This window comes from Nonlabens arenilitoris, assembly GCF_002954765.1.
GTDB lineage: Bacteria > Bacteroidota > Bacteroidia > Flavobacteriales > Flavobacteriaceae > Nonlabens > Nonlabens arenilitoris.
In genome coordinates this window covers 614,851-632,217 of the sequence record NZ_MTPW01000001.1, presented here as the reverse complement: position 1 = coordinate 632,217, position 17,367 = coordinate 614,851, and the positions used below count along the sequence as shown (strand labels likewise).

The following is a 17,367-nucleotide window of genomic DNA, read 5'->3' as shown; positions in this document are numbered from 1 at the left end:
ACTACTTTTATAAAAAATCATTGGATATGACGTTAAATATTAAAATACCAAGACATCTAAAACAGGCATATTGTAAAGAATTAGAGTTGTACCGCAATAATTTAAAAATGGAACAATTTGATATTGCCTGGCATCATTTAGAAAGGAGTCATATTATAGGTCAATCTTATCCCATTGAACATACCTATTCACATTGGTTAATGTTGAAATTTGGGTTTATGCAAAAGAATACTAAAGAAGTATTTGGTCAAATAATCAGATTAGTTGTTGGTGGTTGGAAGTCGTTTATTAATCACGTGCCACTAGGAAATACAGGAGGTTCAAATGTGCCACCATTAAAACGTATGCCTATGCCAAATGACATAATTAATTTATTCAATAGTAAATGAAAAAGAAAAAAGTAAACTTAAGAGACTTAGACACGCAAAAACATTCTGGCGAGCACAGCCACGATGACGGTCACAATCATAGTAGTCCAGACGAAGTGTCTAATTTGAAAACATATATTCCTGCGATTTTCAGTTTTGTAATGCTTATAATAGGTATTGCAGTTGATTATTTTGACACTTTTCCCTTCTTTAAAGGATGGGTAAGAATCGTATGGTACACCGTAGCTTATATCCCTGTTGGCTTCCCTGTAATAAAAGAAGGTTGGAACAGTATTATGAATGGAGATTTCTTTACGGAGTTCTTTTTAATGTCCATTGCAACTTTGGGCGCATTTGCCATAGGAGAATACCCAGAAGGTGTAGCTGTAATGTTGTTTTATGCCGTGGGCGAATTATTTCAACAAGCAGCGGTTAACCGAGCAAAAGGAAATATCAAGGCTTTATTAGATGTGCGACCTAATGAGGCGTTAGTATATCGAAATGGCGACTTCATTTCGGTTAATCCTGAGACGGTTGAGATAGGCGAAAAAATTCAAGTACGCGTAGGAGAAAAAGTGCCTCTTGATGGAATATTACTTTCAGATAAAGGTTCTTTCAATACCGCTGCTCTTACCGGAGAAAGTAAACCGGATACCGTCCAGAAAGGAGCATCTGTATTTGCAGGAAGTATCAATCTTGATGGAGTTATTGAGGTAGAAACTACTAAGGAGTTCAAGGACAGCTCTATCGCACGTATTCTAGATATGGTGCAGAATGCCACCGCTCGTAAATCTAAAACCGAGTTGTTTATTAGAAAATTTGCTCGTGTTTACACGCCTATTGTAGTTTTCTTAGCCATAGGTCTGACCTTTTTACCGTATTTCGTTGTAGATGATTATGTGTTCAGAGACTGGCTATATCGAGCTTTAATCTTTCTAGTTATCTCTTGTCCTTGTGCTTTGGTAATATCCATTCCGCTAGGATATTTTGGTGGATTGGGTGCTGCATCTCGCAACGGAATCCTGTTTAAAGGCGCATCATTTTTGGATGCAATGACTAAGGTGAATACCGTGGTAATGGATAAGACGGGAACGGTGACCAAAGGTGTTTTTAAGATTAAGGAAGTGGTAAATAAATCCACTTTTGCGGAAGCTGAATTTATGCAGTACCTGATGGCGATGGAAGAACAATCCACACATCCTATTGCAAAAGCAATTCTGGAATACAAGGCAGAAGGTGCCGACTATGAAGCTACAGAAGTATCTGAAATTGCTGGTAAGGGATTAAAAGGAAGTGTAAATGGGAAAACCGTTTTGGTAGGAAATAAAGCATTGATGACTTCAAATAGCATAGATGTTCCTGCTGAAACCGATAGCATTATTGAGTCCATCGTGATGGTGGGTATCGATGGCAAATTTGCTGGCTATGTTACCATTGCCGATGAACTGAAGGAAGATGCCCATCAAGCGATTAAACAGATCAGGGAATCTGGAATTTCAAAAATTATAATGCTCTCTGGCGATAAGGATTCAATTACCCAACAGGTTGCTAAAGAATTAGGCATTGATTGGGCAAAAGGTGGTTTGTTGCCAGAAGATAAGCTTAACGAAGTAGAAAAGCTTAAAGCACAACCGGATACAAAAGTCGCTTTTATAGGAGATGGTATCAACGATGCACCAGTTTTGGCAGCAAGTGATGTTGGTATGGCAATGGGTGGTCTAGGAAGTGACGTCGCTATAGAAACTGCAGATGTTATTATTCAAAATGACCAACCTTCAAAGATTGCGCGCTCCATAAAAATAGGACGTTCTACCAGAAGTATTGTTTGGCAAAATATTGTTCTAGCCTTTGGCGTAAAAATTATAGTTCTCATTTTAGGAGCTGGTGGACTAGCCACAATGTGGGAAGCCGTTTTTGCAGATGTAGGTGTTGCCTTGCTTGCAATTTTAAATGCTGTTAGATTACAGAAGATGAAGTGGGGTTAAATCTTTGCGAGGAAGCATTATTCATAATCATTGATTTTGAGAGAATTAAGTTAATATCATCATTCAAAAAGTTTGAACTCTGTCTCTTCGAGGTCACGAATACATTGAAAAAGGTCAAAGGGAATTGAGTTAGCTCAAAATTTGTTTTGACCTTTTTTATATAAAGCTCAGTAATTTTAAATTTGAAATAAGTAATTTTTACATAATTTGGAATGTAAGTGGGATACCATTTTTCATTACAATCGTTATATTAAGTGATGGGTCGATATGTTATTGTATATAATTAGTTCGATTGAGATGATGGGCAGGATCACAATGCTGTGATTAATAATAAGCTGTAGTTAAGTAATAATCTTAGCCAGTAAAATCAGGTATAGTAAGTCATAATTATTAAATTTATACCTATGGTTATAAATGTTACATAACCATATAATTAAATTTTATACATTTACCATTGTGAGTAAATTAATTAGTATATCTATTTCTATTATTATCCTGATGCAAAGCTTCGGGATACAAATTAATGATATCTCACAAATTGATGAATTTATAGAACACGCTCAATTTCATAATGAGGAATATGGAGATAATATTATCGTCTTTATAGCAAAGCATTATGGAGAATTAAAGGCAGAACATGCTCAAGACCATCAAGAAGAAAAAGAGGAACATGAAGAATTACCTTTTCAACAGCAGTCTCAATTAACTTCAATTACAGCTATTGTATTTAATACTCAAAGGTCAGAGTTAAAATTATTAGAACCATTAGAGTATAAAAAGCATAATTTCTTTTATCAGGCACCATCTTCATCATTGCATTGTGATGGACTATTCCAGCCGCCTAAGTTTTAATAAATATCCGTGTTAATTCCATTTCATTCTCTTGCACAATTGTGTTATAGAGGATAATAACATTTATTATTTATGAAAAATGCTATCAAATATTATCAATTTCAGCATCAAGAATAAGCTCATTATTCTTCTATTTACTGTATTCATTATTGGATTCGGTTTATATTCTCTTACTCAAATTCCCATAGGTGCCGTACCAGATGTTACTAATAATCAAGTACAGGTAATTACCACATCTCGTAATCTATCTACACGAGATATGGAGCAATTCATTACATATCCTGTAGAATTAGAAATGGCAAATTTACCTGGTGTGCAGGAAATTCGCTCGGTTTCAAAATTTGGATTATCCGTGGTTACTATTGTCTTTGATGATGATATGGGAACCTATCTTCCCAGACAGCTTATTGCCGAGAAGATAAAATCTGCAACAGAGAAAATTCCAGAAGGTTTTGGAACACCTGAAATGGGACCTATAACCACAGGACTAGGTGAGATATATCAATATATACTTGATGTAGAGCCAGGTTATAAAGATCAGTATACTGCACAAGACCTGCGTACCATACAGGATTGGATAGTAAAAAGGCAATTATCTGGTATACCTGGCGTGGTAGAGGTCAATACATGGGGTGGATTTTTAAAGCAATATGAAGTTGCTATTAATACAGAAAAATTAAACGCGATGGATATCACATCGCAAGAAGTATTTATAGCCCTAGAAATGAACAATAGTATTTCTGGTGGTAGTTATATAGAAAAAGTAAATCAGGCTTATTTTATAAGAGGAGAAGGATTAATATCCTCCATCGATGATATTAATAATATAGTCGTTAAGAATAGTGATAATTTCCCCATTTACATAAAAGATGTAGCGACTGTAGATTATGGAAGCGCACCACGTTTTGGAGCCATTACAGGTAATGGTGAAGGCGAGAAAGTGCTAGGACAGGTCATGATGCTTAAGGATGCAAACTCTAAAAAAGTCATCGATGCTGTTAAAGAACGAGTAGAATTAATATCTAAGTCATTGCCTGAAGGTGTTTATATAAACGCTTTCCTCGATCGCAGTGAATTAATCGCTAAGACTACATTTACCGTTTCAGAGAATTTAATATTAGGATGTTTAATCGTCATTTTTATTGTTGTTTTATTACTAGGTAGCTGGCGATCAGGCCTTGTAGTAGCATCGGTGATACCGTTGTGTTTATTATTTGCATTATCTCTTATGTACGTTTTTGGGGTAGACGCAAACCTTATGAGTTTAGGAGCGATAGACTTTGGTATTATCATCGATGGAGCAGTGATTATTGTAGAATTTATTGCTTTTGAGATCACCAGAAAGAAAGATGAGATTCTCGCTTTCGCGAAAGCGGATCAACAATACATTAAAGATAAAATTACCATTAATGGTGCATCAAAAATGATGAACTCTGCAGTGTTTGGGCAGCTCATTATATTGATTGTTTTCATACCTATCCTTTCCTTATCTGGTGTAGAAGGCAAGATGTTTAAACCGATGGCACTCACATTTAGTTTTGCATTGATAGGCGCGATGATTTTGTGTTTTACATATGTGCCAGTAGTAGCGTCCATCTTTCTTAAACCATCCACAATATCAGATAAAAATATATCTGTGCGATTAATGAAGTGGTTGCATAAAATTTATGAACCTGTTATTGAATGGGCATTAGTAAGTAAACGCATCGTCCTATCTATCGCAGTTCTTTTATTATCCTTATCTATTTATTTATATGCCACGATGGGCGGTGAATTTGTACCTACACTAGATGAAGGTGATTTTGTTATACAACCAGTACTTAAAACTGGTACTTCATTAAGTAATACGGTGGCGATTACAACACAAATAGAATCTATATTACTAGATGAATTTCCTGAGGTGAAACAAGTGGTAACTCGTATAGGTGCTGCAGAGGTTCCTACAGACCCTATGTCTATGGAAGAAAGCGATGTTATTATAGTTTTAAAACCAAAAAGTGAATGGAAATCTGCATCTACAAAAGATGAATTAGCAGACAAATTCAAAGAAGCGCTAGCCATTATTCCAGGAATGGAAGTTGAATTTACACAACCTATTGAGATGCGTTTTAATGAGTTAATTACAGGTGTAAGAGCAGATATTGCCATTAAAATATTTGGCGACGACCTGGATGTGTTAACTAAAAAAGGTAATGAAATAGGAACCTTAATAGAAAACGTTCCTGGGGCTGCAGACGTGTCTGTAGAGAAGATAGCTGGATTGCCTGAAATGAATGTGAAATTCAACAGATTAAAAATAGCTCGATATGGTCTTAACATTCAAGAAGTAAATGACATGATTGCTATGGGATTTGCCGGTCGCCAGGCTGGTAGCGTTTTTGAAGGTGAGAAACGATTTGATTTAGTCCTCAGGCTAGATAAAAAAAATAGACAGGATATTGAAGATTTAAAAAATCTTTACATTGATGTGCCTAATGGCGGCAAGATTCCTTTAAGTGAACTTGCAGAGATAACCTATCAAAAAGGAGCTGCAAAAATTTCTAGAGATGATACTAGACGTAGAATTGTAGTAGGTGTCAATGTACGTAACCGCGATTTACAGTCTGTGGTAGATGATGTTCAAAAATTAATTGATGATAATGTAGAATTACCAGTAGGTTATAACATCACATATGGTGGTCAGTTTGAAAATTTACAGAGCGCAAAGTCCAGACTACTGGTAGCAGTACCTATTGCCTTAATTTTAATATTTATACTTCTTTATTTTGCATTTAAATCGGTTAAAGAGGCGTTGATTATTTACTCGGCTATACCACTGGCTGCGGTAGGTGGTGTTTTACTATTGTGGATAAGAGATTTGCCTTTTAGTATATCTGCAGGAGTAGGTTTTATAGCATTGTTTGGTATTGCAGTGTTAAATGGTATCGTTTTAATAGAACATTTTAAAGAGTTGAAAAAAGAAGGTCAGTTTAACAATATTAATGATCTTATAAAACAGGGAACTAAAGATAGGTTACGTGCAGTATTGTTAACCGCTATGGCTGCTGCATTAGGTTTTTTACCTATGGCAATATCGACCAATGCTGGTGCTGAGGTACAACGACCACTTGCAACCGTTGTTATAGGTGGTTTGATAACTGCAACTTTACTTACCCTAATAGTACTACCAGTGTTATATGCTTATTTTAATAAGCCTAAAGTTAAGTCAGCTACAAGCCGTAATGGAATAGTAACGACTAGCTTAATGATTTTTTCAATCGCGGCAATGGGTCAGGCACAACAACAGCCTATAGATTTAGAAACCTTGATTCCTATGGCGTTGGAGAATAATGCCAGTATCAAAGCACAAGAATTACAAGTGGATCAGTCTAATGAGCTAGTTAATAGTGCATTTAGTTTTGATAAAACCCAGTTGTATTATGAGTTTGATCAAAACAACCTCGCGATTAATAATAAGCCGTTGAGAGTTTTAGGTATTCAACAAGATTTTAAGTTTCCAACGGTTTATTTTACTCAAAAGAAAGTGAATGAAGCAAATTTAGCATTGGTAACCAGTGCAAAGGATATCAATAAAAAGAATATTGAAAGAAAAGTAACCATTGCTTATTATCAGTATCAAATCGCTAGAAAAAAAGAGGTGGCACTTAAAACTCTCGATAGTTTATATACTAACTTTTCAAGTATGGCGACCAGACGCTTTGAACTAGGTGAGACTAATTATTTAGAAAAAATAACAGCTGCCTCAAAACAGAAACAGATCAATACTAAATATCTAGAGTCAAGGCTAGATGTTGTGTTAAGTTATAACGAGTTAAAGAAGCTAGTGCAGTCATCTGATACTCTTATATTGGTTGCAGAAAAAGATCTAAAAATCCCTCTAGAAAGGATCGATGTTGAGTCTAGTGTAGAATTGGATTATTATCGCAACCGAATTTCTTTATTAGATGCACAAAGGCAATTAGAGAAAAAACAATTATTACCAGATATCAGTCTTCATTATTTTCAAGGAACTAATTCTGAACTGAATAGTAGTTTATATGGTTATCAGGTAGGTTTAAAAATTCCTCTTCTATTTGGAGGACAGTCCTCACGAATTAAAGCATCAGGTATAGCGCAGCAAATTGCATCTCAAGAGTATAATGAATATGATATTCAATTAAAGGCTCGATATGAAGCTCTTATGGTAAGAAGAAATCAATTAAATAATGCGCTATTATATTATGAGCAAGAAGGCACCGCGCTGTCTGATGAAATCCTCAAAACCGCGCAAGGAAGCTTTAAGAATGGTGAGATTGATTTTTATCAATTTATACAAAGCCTAGAAGGAGCCTATGAGATCAAACTAGATTATCTAGAGCAGTTAAATCAATACAATAATGTAGTAATAGAAATCAATTACTTAACCTTATAAAATTAAAGACATGCAACGCATTATAAATAAATACACTTTTATAATTCTATTACTGGTTCTAGCCAGTTGTGGTGAAAAAGAATCTACAAGTTTAGATAGTCAAACGTCAGACACTCATCGCAATGATGATAGGATATTTGTATCTACAGCACAGTTTGAAAATAGTAATATGACACTGGGAAAACTGATCCAGCAACCTTTTCCTATAACTGTAAAAACAACCGGAATGATAGATGTGCCACCAGAAAATAGAGCGGTCGTAAATGCAACTATGGGCGGTTATATTAAATCAACTCCGTTATTAATAGGTGATAAGGTGCGTAAAGGACAGGTTTTAGTGTCAATTGAGAATCCAGATTTTGTTAAGATCCAGCAAGAGTATCTGGAAGTTAAGGAGCAAATGACTTATTTGAGAGTGGAGTATGAGAGACACCAAACTATGATGGATGAAAACATTACCTCTCAAAAAAGTTTCTTAAAAGCAGAAAGTTCTTATAAAACTATAAACGCTAGATACACTGGATTGCGCAAGCAATTACAAATGTTAAATATATCTCCTTCTAATGTAGAAGCAGGTACGATTGTATCTGTAGTTAATATTTATGCACCTATCTCTGGAAGTATTACTAAAGTTAATGTAACTAGAGGCACCTATGTATCACCTGCAACAGCAATTCTAGAAATAATCGATAATGATCACTTACATCTAGAATTATCGGTTTTTGAAAAAGATATTCTGAAACTTCAAAAAGGACAAAAGATTAATTTTAAAATCCCAGAGTCATCAAATGAAACTTTCCTTGCCGACGTTCATCTTATCGGTACCACGATTGAAGATAATAGAACTATAAAGGTTCATGGACACATAAATAATGAAAAGGAAATACATTTTCTAACAGGTATGTTTGTTGAGGCAGGAATTGTGATTGATTCCGCTTCCGCGAAAGCGTTACCAGAAACAGCTGTTGCAAATATGGACAATGAAAATTATGTGTTGATACTAGATGAAACTACTAATGCAGGCTATTATTTTACACAAGTTGAAGTTGAAATAGGTCAACAATTAAATCAGTATATTGAAATAGTAACCGATTCTAAATTCAACGATGAAACTAATTTTTTAATTAAAGGTGCTTTTAATCTAGTCGGAGAATCTGGTAGTCACGATCATTAAAAACTATGCATACTAAAGAAAAACATTATATCAATCGTAGTGCGTGGTTGAGAGCTGCTGTGTTAGGAGCAAATGATGGGATTTTATCTACGGCTAGTATCATCATAGGTGTTGCCGCAGCGAGCACTACGAGAGAACCAGTTTTACTTGCTGGTGTCGCTGGGTTAGTGGCAGGAGCTTTATCTATGGCTGCTGGTGAATATGTTTCTGTTAGCTCTCAAACAGATATAGAGCAAGCTGATTTAAAACGCGAGAAACAAGAGCTGATAGATATGCCAGAGCAAGAGTTAGTAGAGCTTGCTAAAATCTATGAAGAAAGAGGTTTAAATCCAGCTACAGCAATAGAAGTCGCAAAGCAGTTAACAGCACATGATACCCTAGGAACTCATGCAAGAGATGAACTAGGGATATCAGAACAGACCGAAGCTAAACCTTTACAGGCAGCTTTGTCCTCAGGTATTGCTTTTACAGTCGGTGGTTTCTTGCCAGTGGTTGTTGCTTATATGTCACCTCTTGATCTGATGGAATATGTTCAGTATGTATTTGCTATAGTGTTTTTAATCTTGTTAGGTGTTGTTGCTGCGCGTGCAGGTGGTTCTAGTGTTTTGAAAGCCATTTTTAGAGTGACTTTATGGGGTACACTGGCCATGGGAATTACAGCATTAATAGGGAATTTATTTGAAGTGAATCTATAAAAATCTATTATCGCATATTCTTTAAATCCTGTTATGGATTAACAGCACAACCTTTTGCTTCTTTCTTAACTCCTAATTTTACTAGAATAGTTTCTAGTAAACACCACTTTGTAAATGCAGACTGTATAAGATTAACACCTATAAATACCGTAAACCACATCCAGTTTGGGTTTACATAAACGGTTAACACCACGCTTAAAAGTACCATGGTACCTACGATTACTCTAAAATATGTATTTAACATTGCTTGATTTTATTATTTATAATTTTTCTTTTCTATCATATAATAAACTAATGGTACTACCAGTAAGGTCAATACAGTAGACACAATAGTTCCACCCATTAATGATATTGCCAACCCTTGAAAAATAGGGTCAAATAGTATGACAAATGCTCCTATAACAACTGTACCTGCTGTAAGCAAGATAGGAGTGGTACGTACCGCACCAGCTTCAATAGCAGCCTGTTTAAGAGGCACACCTTCGGCAGTTCTTAAATTAATGAAGTCTATTAATAGTACAGAGTTCCTAACCATAATGCCGGCTAGGGCTATCATTCCTATAAAAGATGTTGCGGTAAAGAAAGCACCCATAATCCAGTGACCTAAAATAATACCGATTAGGGATAACGGTATGGCCACCATCATAACGATAGGTGCTTTAAAATTTTGAAACCATCCTACAATCAATATGTAGATTAAGATGATGGCTCCTAGAAATGCAATTCCCAGATCTCTAAATACTTCTAATGTTATTTGCCATTCGCCATCCCATTTTACCGTATAATCATCTTCAAAATCTGGTTGACCTAAATACATTTCGCTAATACTGTAGCCTTCAGGCATAGGAATTGATTTTAATTTTTCTTCCATGCCTAGGATAGCATATGCAGGACTTTCTAGTTCTCCTGCCATATCTGCCATGACGTAAACGACTCTTTTTTGATTTTTACGATAAATACTTTTTGCACTTATAGACTCACTGATCTCTACTAAGTCTGCAATAGGTACCATGGTTCCCTGATTAGAAGCAACTTTAAGTTGTGAAATGTCTTGAATCGTTGACTTCTCTTTTTCATCTAGTGCTAGTACGATACCTATTTGCTGTACTGCATCTTCATCATATAAATTAGTTACAGGTCTATCAGATAATGCTAGATGCATGGTATATGCTATTTGCTGCGGTGCCACGCCATATAACATTGCCTTTTCTTTGTTGATAGTAAATTGATATTCAGTTTGGTCGTTTTCTACCATCCAGTCTATATCAACTACATCATCCGTGTTCTTTAAAATATTTTGAACCTCATTTGCTACAATAATCTGTTGCTCATAATCAGGACCATAAATTTCTGCAACAATTGTAGATAGCACTGGTGGTCCTGGCGGTACTTCAACTAGTTTTACATTAGCATTATACTTCGCAGCGATTTTTTGAATATCAGGACGCAATAAGCTAGCGATATCATGACTTTGTGCACTACGTTTTTCCTTGTCAATCAAATTAACTTGAATGTCTGCCATATTACTTCCACCACGCAAATCATAATGACGCACTAGTCCGTTAAAAGTGATAGGTGCAGATGTCCCGATGTAATTTTGATAATTGACTACTTCTGGTCTAGTAGATAAATACTGAGATATTTCTTGAGCGACCACACCAGTGCGTTCTAGTGTTGTACCTTCAGACATATCTATGACCACTTGAAACTCGTTTTTATTGTCAAATGGCAACATTTTTACCGCAACAGAATTTGTGAAAAACAATCCCATGGTAACTAGTAAAATCAAAAAAGTACCACCTAGAAATAACCATCGTTTGAAACGATTTTCCATTAAAGGACGCTCAAATTTATTATACAGTCTATAAATAAGAGTTTCTTCAAGTGGTTTTTCTGTTTTTTCAACTCTACCTTTTTTGTCTTTTCTCTTAAGAATATATAACCTAAGTATGGAGTGATGGTTAAGGCTACAAATAAAGATATAATCATGGCAATGGAAGCTCCTATAGGCATAGGTGCCATATAAGGTCCCATTAATCCAGATACAAAAGCCATAGGTAATACAGATGCGATTACCGTAAAGGTTGCTAGGATAGTAGGGTTCCCTACTTCGTTTATAGCATATAAGGCAGCATCTTTAAAAGGCAATCGCTTCATTTTAAAGTGCCGGTGCATATTCTCTGCTATAATGATGGAATCATCTACTACAATACCGGTTACAAACACTAATGCAAATAAGGTGATCCTGTTTAAGGTGTAGTCCAGCATGTAATAACTCAATAAAGTTAAAGCAAACGTGATCGGTACAGAAAGAAATACAACGAGTCCACCACGCCAGCCCATCGCTAGCATTACAACAAAGGTTACAGCAATAATAGAACCTATAAGGTGCAATAATAATTCTGACACTTTATGAGATGCCGTCTCGCCATAATTACGTGTAATTTCTACTTGCACATCATCTGGTATTAAGGTTTTGCGCAGGTGTTCAACTTTGGCAATAATGACATCTGCAATTTTCATAGCATCTGCACCTTTACGTTTTGCAACAGATATAGTTACCGCTGGATATTCAGATAAGAAATCGGTTTTTTTATCACTTCCTTGACCAAAGCCTAAACTCACATAACTTTGAGGTACCTCTGGTCCATCAATTATTTGAGCGACTTGTTTTAAATAGATAGGTTGATTTTGTTGCACACCAACTACAAGGTTTTCAACATCAGTAGTACTGGCTAGAAAATCACCAGTGTTAACGATAAACTCGGTGTCGTTTTTATCAAATTTTCCAGCGTTAAGTTGGGCGTTATTAGCCTTAATCATTTGAGAGACTTGCATAAGGTCTAGACCACTAGAGGCTAGTTTATCCTTATCTAAAACAACTCTTAGTTGACGTTCTCTACCACCTATTTTATGTGTGATAGCGACATCGTTTATTTTCTTTATTTCGGCCTCTAATTCATGAGCCATCTGTCCTAGTTGATAATCGCTATAATTCTCACTCCATAAAGTAAGGCCTAGCATCGGGACATCATCTATGGCACGTGTTTTTACCAGTGGCATGGTCACGCCTTCAGGCATTTGATCCATGTGTTTATTGATCTCGTTATAGAGTTTCACAAAACTGCGTTCAATATCCTCGCCCACATAAAACTGCACAATCACCATTCCTTGTTCCTTCATAGAAGTAGAGTAGACGTATTCGACACCTTTGATGTTAGAAATAAGTTGCTCCAGTGGTTTAATAACACGAGATTCCACCTCAGTAGGGCTAGCACCTGGATATCCTACAAAGATATCTGCCATAGGTACATCGATCTGTGGTTCTTCTTCACGTGGTATTAAAAATGAGCTGTATACTCCTACGGCCATAAAGACGATCATTAAGAGCACAGTCAGCTTTGAATTCATAAAGACTTTGGCAACTTTACCAGCTAATCCTTCTTTCATTAGATATATTTTTTGGGCGTTTTAACAGGCTATCCGTTACAATCTTTTTGAAGGCAGTTTTCGCGAAAGCGAAAAAAACCACAAAAAGGATTTTCACTACTATCCTTAACGCAATATTGAATTATTGTATAGTCACTTTTACACCGTTAAATAGCTTACCATTTGATGAGGTAATGTATTTTTCATCTGCATTAAGTCCTGATAATATTTCTACTTGATCACCTAGAGTTCTACCTAATCGCAACCAGCGTAGCATAGCTGTATTATTCTCACTGATGGTGTACACACCAGTAAGTTGACCTTTTGTAATAAGTGCCGTGGCAGGTATTAAAACATTATGATTTGCAGCTTTTCTTTCAACAGGGAAAGCAATAGTGGCAAACATGCCTGATAGAACCGGTACATCTGTTTTATCTATCGTTATCTTTACTAGATACTGACCACCAGTTTGTTGTGCAGATGTACTTACTTCTTTTACCTTACCAGTTAATGTTTGTTGAATGGAAGATATCGTTACCTGTACTTCTGTTTCTTTTTTAATTTGAGAGATCTCAGTTTCAGGTACCATAGCCATTACTTCAAAATCGCCAGGCGCTTCTATAGAAAGTAACGGCTGTCCAGGATTTGCCATGTCACCTTTTTTAATGTTTTTGCTAGTAATAACACCATTAAAAGGCGCGGTTATATTAGAATAAGCAAACTGAGCATTGATTTCGTTTTTCATTTGCTGTGCACCTTCTAGACGAGCCTTGGCCATATTAAAATTTGCCGTAATGTCATCTAGTTCTTTTTGCGACGCACTATTATCTGCAAAGAGATTTTTAAATCTGTTGTAATCTTTTTGAGCGTTATTAAATGCTGCAGTAGCTTCGGTAATACTAGCGTTTACTTGTCCTTTTTTTGCCTGTAAATCGGCATTATTAATAGCCACTAATAACTGACCTTTTTTAACTTGATCACCTACATTTACAGGAACGTCATTGACAAACCCCATCATGCGAGTACTTAATTGTGCGCTATTTGCTGCTTGAACTTTACCGCTTACCGCTAGAAAAGGACTACTATTATTATCAGTTACAGCTTGTACCGTTACAGGAATTGCAGGAGTATTGTCCACCGCTGGTTGTGTTTCTTTATCACCACAACTTATTGTTAGTAAGGCTAGTAATGCAGTGAATAGGATATATGATTTTTTCATTTTTTATATTTTATAAATAAAAAGCTTAGCCTCTTTTATTAAATGGGTTTATTATTCTGACTTAGTTAAAAAGTTGATATACGCCTGAGCATAATTAAGTTCAAAAACCGTTTGATAATATTCTAGTTGTTTTTGAGCAAATTGCGTTTCGGCATTTAATAGATCTGATGTTTTTTCAAGACCTTCTTTAAACCTATTGGTACGTATGCGTAATGATTCTTTAGATTGATCTAGTGCTAGTTGTGCTAGTTGTAATTTATTTTCGGCATCATTAAGCATGCGCTGCGCTTTATTAATTTCTAATTTTGATTTTGAAACATATTGCTCATATTCAAGTTTTGACTTTTCTAAAGTAGCTTTACTTTTATTTGCCTGACCGATACGTTGAGAACCTTTAAAAAGATCCCAGCTCAATTGTGCACCTACCACATATCCATTTGCACTTGCTTGAAATAGATTTTCATCATACAACTCATAAGATCCAAATGCATTAAGTCTAGGTAGAAAAGCCATCTTGTCTGCCTTGTTTGCTGCTTCATAAGCAGTAGTAGCAAGCTGCATGGCTTTAATATCTGATCTGTTTTCAGAAAAGTTATTGTCCTTTATAGTGATGTTTTTAATCGTTAAGCTATCACTAGGCTGGTATATGGTATAACCATCGTCATCCATTAAATAAGAAAGATAATCTGACGCATTTTGCACGTTACTACGCGCAGTTTGTAATTGGTTTTGAACTTCTGTAAGTCTTACTTCTACGTTTAATACATCTGCACGTTGCAGGTATCCTTGCTTTAATCTGTTTTGTGCTAGTTTTAAATTTTCTTGAGCTGCTTTTTGAACTTTTTCTAGCACCGCAATTCCTTTGTATGCTAGTTGTAATTGCATGTAAGCGTTTTCTACTTCAAAGGATAGATATTCTTCTGTGCGCTGTTTTTTAAGTAAAACAGCTTCCATTGAGGCTCTTGCAGCTTTACGTTGGTACAAACCATCTATATTAATTAAGGGTTGTTGTACTTCAATTATAGTAGCAAAATTTTGAACCTGATCTGGATTATTGAGTAGATCTGGATTGAAGTCGTTTTGAGTTAAGATTCCTTGATTTAATTTAGAACCAAAGGCCATTAATGGATTAGTGGTAATAATACCGGTATGACTTGCGGTTATATTAGGCAAGAAAACAGCTTTAGTCTGATCAAAATCTGCTTTTGCTTCTAGAAACTCTTGCTCAGATATTTTTATAGAATTGTTGTTTTTAACCACTTTTTCAGCAACTTCTTCTTTTGAAATTAGAGTAGTTTGCTGTGCTGTCGCTTGCGTTAATATCGCAATGCTAAAGGTTATAAATAATAAGATTTTCTTCATTACAAGAGATTAGTAAAGCAAATTTAGTCCTCTATTTTCCTGAGTAGAGTAACCTATGTTACTCAACCTTATTTAATTTAAAAAGCCATCTATTAATAGATGGCTTTCAATAAATTGTTATGATTGTTATTTTACCTCACGTGTTCCTCCATGTCCGCCTGCTACTACAATCATAATTTTAATACTGAGATAGATAAATTTAAAAAACTGAATGATGGGATTCATCATCTTAAATCTTTGAGATTTTGATATTCTTTCTGTCATGAGTTCTATTTTTTATTCTGGAATTAACCACCAGAAAGGTTTCATTTTTGCCTTGTAAATAAATGCATAATGTAATGCTAGTTTGAGCCAGTGACCAGCAAGTCCTATTTCTCCAAAGGTTTTACCCAATTGTCGGCCTTGTGTTTTAGGATATTTATGATAATCAGGTACAATAGGGTAGGTGGTAATACTTACACCACTACCTTGTGTAAGACCATATCCGGCAGATGCTATACAAGCAGCACCCATATTTCCTAAACTACCTTTATGATCTAATGATTCTTTCCCATTTTTTATGGAATCAATAATATTATCTGCTACTAATTTTGCGGTGATACCAGATGGCATACCGGTACGTGGTGGTGCTGGTGATATGTCTGTGCCATTTTTACTTTTACGCGGTTTTGAGATGGCATGTGGTGGAGCAAAAGCAATACCAGGTGCAAAAATATTTTTATAATAAGGATTTTGATAAGTCTCTGGCCAGTCCTGTACAGACCATTCTTCATAAGTTTTTGATGTATAGTCTGCATCAACAATCATAAAGCCTTTAAAAAGTTTATTTGTGATGTCCTGATTATCTTTATCAAATGCCTTAAAACCATGACCTGAAAAGGCTGGGATAAGCATCGCAAAATCATAAGATTCGGTTTTATATTCACCATCCAGATTCTCATAATGTGCAACTCCATCTTCAATTTTATCTACACCAGCACCTAGAATCCATTTAATATCACGGTCTTCAAAAATCATTTCTACCATCTCACTAGACTTCATCGTCATACCGCCATAGGATAGTAACATACCATCCATACCAAAATCACCTAGTTGATATTCGTTTGAAATCCAAGTAACTTCTGCCATGTCACGCACTTTATGCTTGCGCAATTCTTGCTCTACATTTAAAATGTATTCAAATGCAGCGCCTTGACAAGTGGCTTTAGCATGTCCAGTACCTATCAGGATCTTTGCTTTTTTACCCTTTTTCATGTCTTGAATCAGCTCATTTAATCCATGCCAGGCATGATCTGCATGACCATAGGTACAAACAGAATAAGTTTTATTTGATCCAGGAATTAATCCATCTGTAGCTTCAAAGTTAAGTTTAGGACCTGTGGCATTTATTAAATAATCATAAGTTACTTTTTCTTGAGTGCCTTTTTTTTCTCCTACCACATATTCAGATAATACATAGGGTTTAACTTCTTCAATATCTCCTTCCGGATGAAAGGAGACTGCTTTGGCTTGTAAAAAAGTGATGTTTTTTTTGCGGTATAATGGTGCAAGCGGAAATAAGATTTCTTTTGATTTCATTCTTCCTATTCCTACCCATATATTAGATGGTATCCATTGATAATTACTATTAGGTGAGACCACGACTACTTCATGCTCTTTAGACAGTTTTCTACGTAAATGCGATGCCGCAACGTGTCCAGAAATCCCTGCTCCTAGTATGACTATTTTTGACATTTTTTAAGGCTTTGTATCAAAGGTAATCGCCTTGTAATGTGAATACTGTAACCTGTGTTACGCAACTGATTATTAATCAAAAAAACCACCTTTAATGGGTGGCTTTTTGTTGATTTATCTCGCTTTCGCGAAAGCGTA

General features: G+C 35.6%; 11 protein-coding genes and 1 pseudogene. 6 read left to right on the top strand and 6 right to left on the bottom strand.

The genetic code is table 11. The features are described 5' to 3' along the window. Nucleotides 1-26 precede the first annotated feature (26 nt). The 6 genes from BST92_RS02770 to BST92_RS02745 all read left to right on the top strand — a co-directional run bounded on the left by BST92_RS02770 (nucleotide 27) and on the right by BST92_RS02745 (nucleotide 9,485). Entirely contained in the window at nucleotides 27-389 is a 363-nt protein-coding gene (locus tag BST92_RS02770; protein WP_105070080.1) for a DUF3703 domain-containing protein, read from the top strand. Continuing rightward, entirely contained in the window at nucleotides 386-2,353 is a 1,968-nt protein-coding gene (locus tag BST92_RS02765) for a heavy metal translocating P-type ATPase (protein WP_105070079.1), read from the top strand. The genes BST92_RS02770 and BST92_RS02765 overlap by 4 nt, the downstream gene beginning before the upstream one ends. A 456-nt stretch (nucleotides 2,354-2,809) precedes the next feature. After that, nucleotides 2,810-3,205: a hypothetical protein gene (locus tag BST92_RS02760; RefSeq protein ID WP_105072184.1), complete on the top strand. Its 396-nt coding sequence runs from the start codon at nucleotides 2,810-2,812 to the stop codon at nucleotides 3,203-3,205. 79 nt (nucleotides 3,206-3,284) lie between these two features. Continuing rightward, the gene (locus BST92_RS02755) at nucleotides 3,285-7,616 is read left to right on the top strand and encodes a CusA/CzcA family heavy metal efflux RND transporter (RefSeq protein ID WP_105070078.1); all 4,332 of its coding nucleotides are present in this window, start codon (nucleotides 3,285-3,287) and stop codon (nucleotides 7,614-7,616) included. A gap of 10 nt (nucleotides 7,617-7,626) precedes the next feature. Continuing rightward, nucleotides 7,627-8,790, top strand: coding sequence for an efflux RND transporter periplasmic adaptor subunit (locus BST92_RS02750; protein ID WP_105070077.1), 1,164 nt, complete (start codon nucleotides 7,627-7,629; stop codon nucleotides 8,788-8,790). Nucleotides 8,791-8,795: 5 nt separating this feature from the next. Next, nucleotides 8,796-9,485 (top strand): VIT1/CCC1 transporter family protein, encoded by a 690-nt coding sequence (locus BST92_RS02745; protein ID WP_105070076.1) that lies wholly within the window; start codon nucleotides 8,796-8,798, stop codon nucleotides 9,483-9,485. 31 nt (nucleotides 9,486-9,516) lie between these two features. Here BST92_RS02745 and BST92_RS02740 read toward each other — a convergent pair whose 3' ends face one another. The 6 genes and pseudogenes from BST92_RS02740 to BST92_RS02720 all read right to left on the bottom strand — a co-directional run bounded on the left by BST92_RS02740 (nucleotide 9,517) and on the right by BST92_RS02720 (nucleotide 17,229). Then, nucleotides 9,517-9,729: a YgaP family membrane protein gene (locus BST92_RS02740; protein WP_036580099.1), complete on the bottom strand. Its 213-nt coding sequence runs from the start codon at nucleotides 9,727-9,729 to the stop codon at nucleotides 9,517-9,519. A gap of 12 nt (nucleotides 9,730-9,741) precedes the next feature. After that, nucleotides 9,742-12,935: pseudogene (locus BST92_RS02735) on the bottom strand (efflux RND transporter permease subunit). 121 nt (nucleotides 12,936-13,056) lie between these two features. Next, on the bottom strand, nucleotides 13,057-14,133 hold the full coding sequence (locus BST92_RS02730) for an efflux RND transporter periplasmic adaptor subunit (protein WP_105070075.1): 1,077 nt from the start codon (nucleotides 14,131-14,133) through the stop codon (nucleotides 13,057-13,059). A gap of 51 nt (nucleotides 14,134-14,184) precedes the next feature. Continuing rightward, nucleotides 14,185-15,495 (bottom strand): TolC family protein, encoded by a 1,311-nt coding sequence (locus BST92_RS02725; RefSeq protein ID WP_105070074.1) that lies wholly within the window; start codon nucleotides 15,493-15,495, stop codon nucleotides 14,185-14,187. Between the two features lie 126 nt (nucleotides 15,496-15,621). After that, the gene (locus BST92_RS14965) at nucleotides 15,622-15,759 is read right to left on the bottom strand and encodes a hypothetical protein (protein ID WP_170061696.1); all 138 of its coding nucleotides are present in this window, start codon (nucleotides 15,757-15,759) and stop codon (nucleotides 15,622-15,624) included. Nucleotides 15,760-15,771: 12 nt separating this feature from the next. Continuing rightward, on the bottom strand, nucleotides 15,772-17,229 hold the full coding sequence (locus tag BST92_RS02720; RefSeq protein WP_105070073.1) for an NAD(P)/FAD-dependent oxidoreductase: 1,458 nt from the start codon (nucleotides 17,227-17,229) through the stop codon (nucleotides 15,772-15,774). Nucleotides 17,230-17,367 lie beyond the last annotated feature (138 nt).

What these genes read in the sequence shown, in the direction of transcription:
- BST92_RS02770 (WP_105070080.1), top strand. Translation starts at nt 27, where the DNA reads ATGACGTTAAATATTAAAATACCAAGACATCTAAAACAGGCATATTGT.
- BST92_RS02765 (WP_105070079.1), top strand. Translation starts at nt 386, where the DNA reads ATGAAAAAGAAAAAAGTAAACTTAAGAGACTTAGACACGCAAAAACAT.
- BST92_RS02755 (WP_105070078.1), top strand. Translation starts at nt 3,285, where the DNA reads ATGCTATCAAATATTATCAATTTCAGCATCAAGAATAAGCTCATTATT.
- BST92_RS02750 (WP_105070077.1), top strand. Translation starts at nt 7,627, where the DNA reads ATGCAACGCATTATAAATAAATACACTTTTATAATTCTATTACTGGTT.
- BST92_RS02745 (WP_105070076.1), top strand. Translation starts at nt 8,796, where the DNA reads ATGCATACTAAAGAAAAACATTATATCAATCGTAGTGCGTGGTTGAGA.
- BST92_RS02740 (WP_036580099.1), bottom strand. Translation starts at nt 9,729, where the DNA reads ATGTTAAATACATATTTTAGAGTAATCGTAGGTACCATGGTACTTTTA.
- BST92_RS02730 (WP_105070075.1), bottom strand. Translation starts at nt 14,133, where the DNA reads ATGAAAAAATCATATATCCTATTCACTGCATTACTAGCCTTACTAACA.
- BST92_RS02725 (WP_105070074.1), bottom strand. Translation starts at nt 15,495, where the DNA reads ATGAAGAAAATCTTATTATTTATAACCTTTAGCATTGCGATATTAACG.
- BST92_RS14965 (WP_170061696.1), bottom strand. Translation starts at nt 15,759, where the DNA reads ATGACAGAAAGAATATCAAAATCTCAAAGATTTAAGATGATGAATCCC.
- BST92_RS02720 (WP_105070073.1), bottom strand. Translation starts at nt 17,229, where the DNA reads ATGTCAAAAATAGTCATACTAGGAGCAGGGATTTCTGGACACGTTGCG.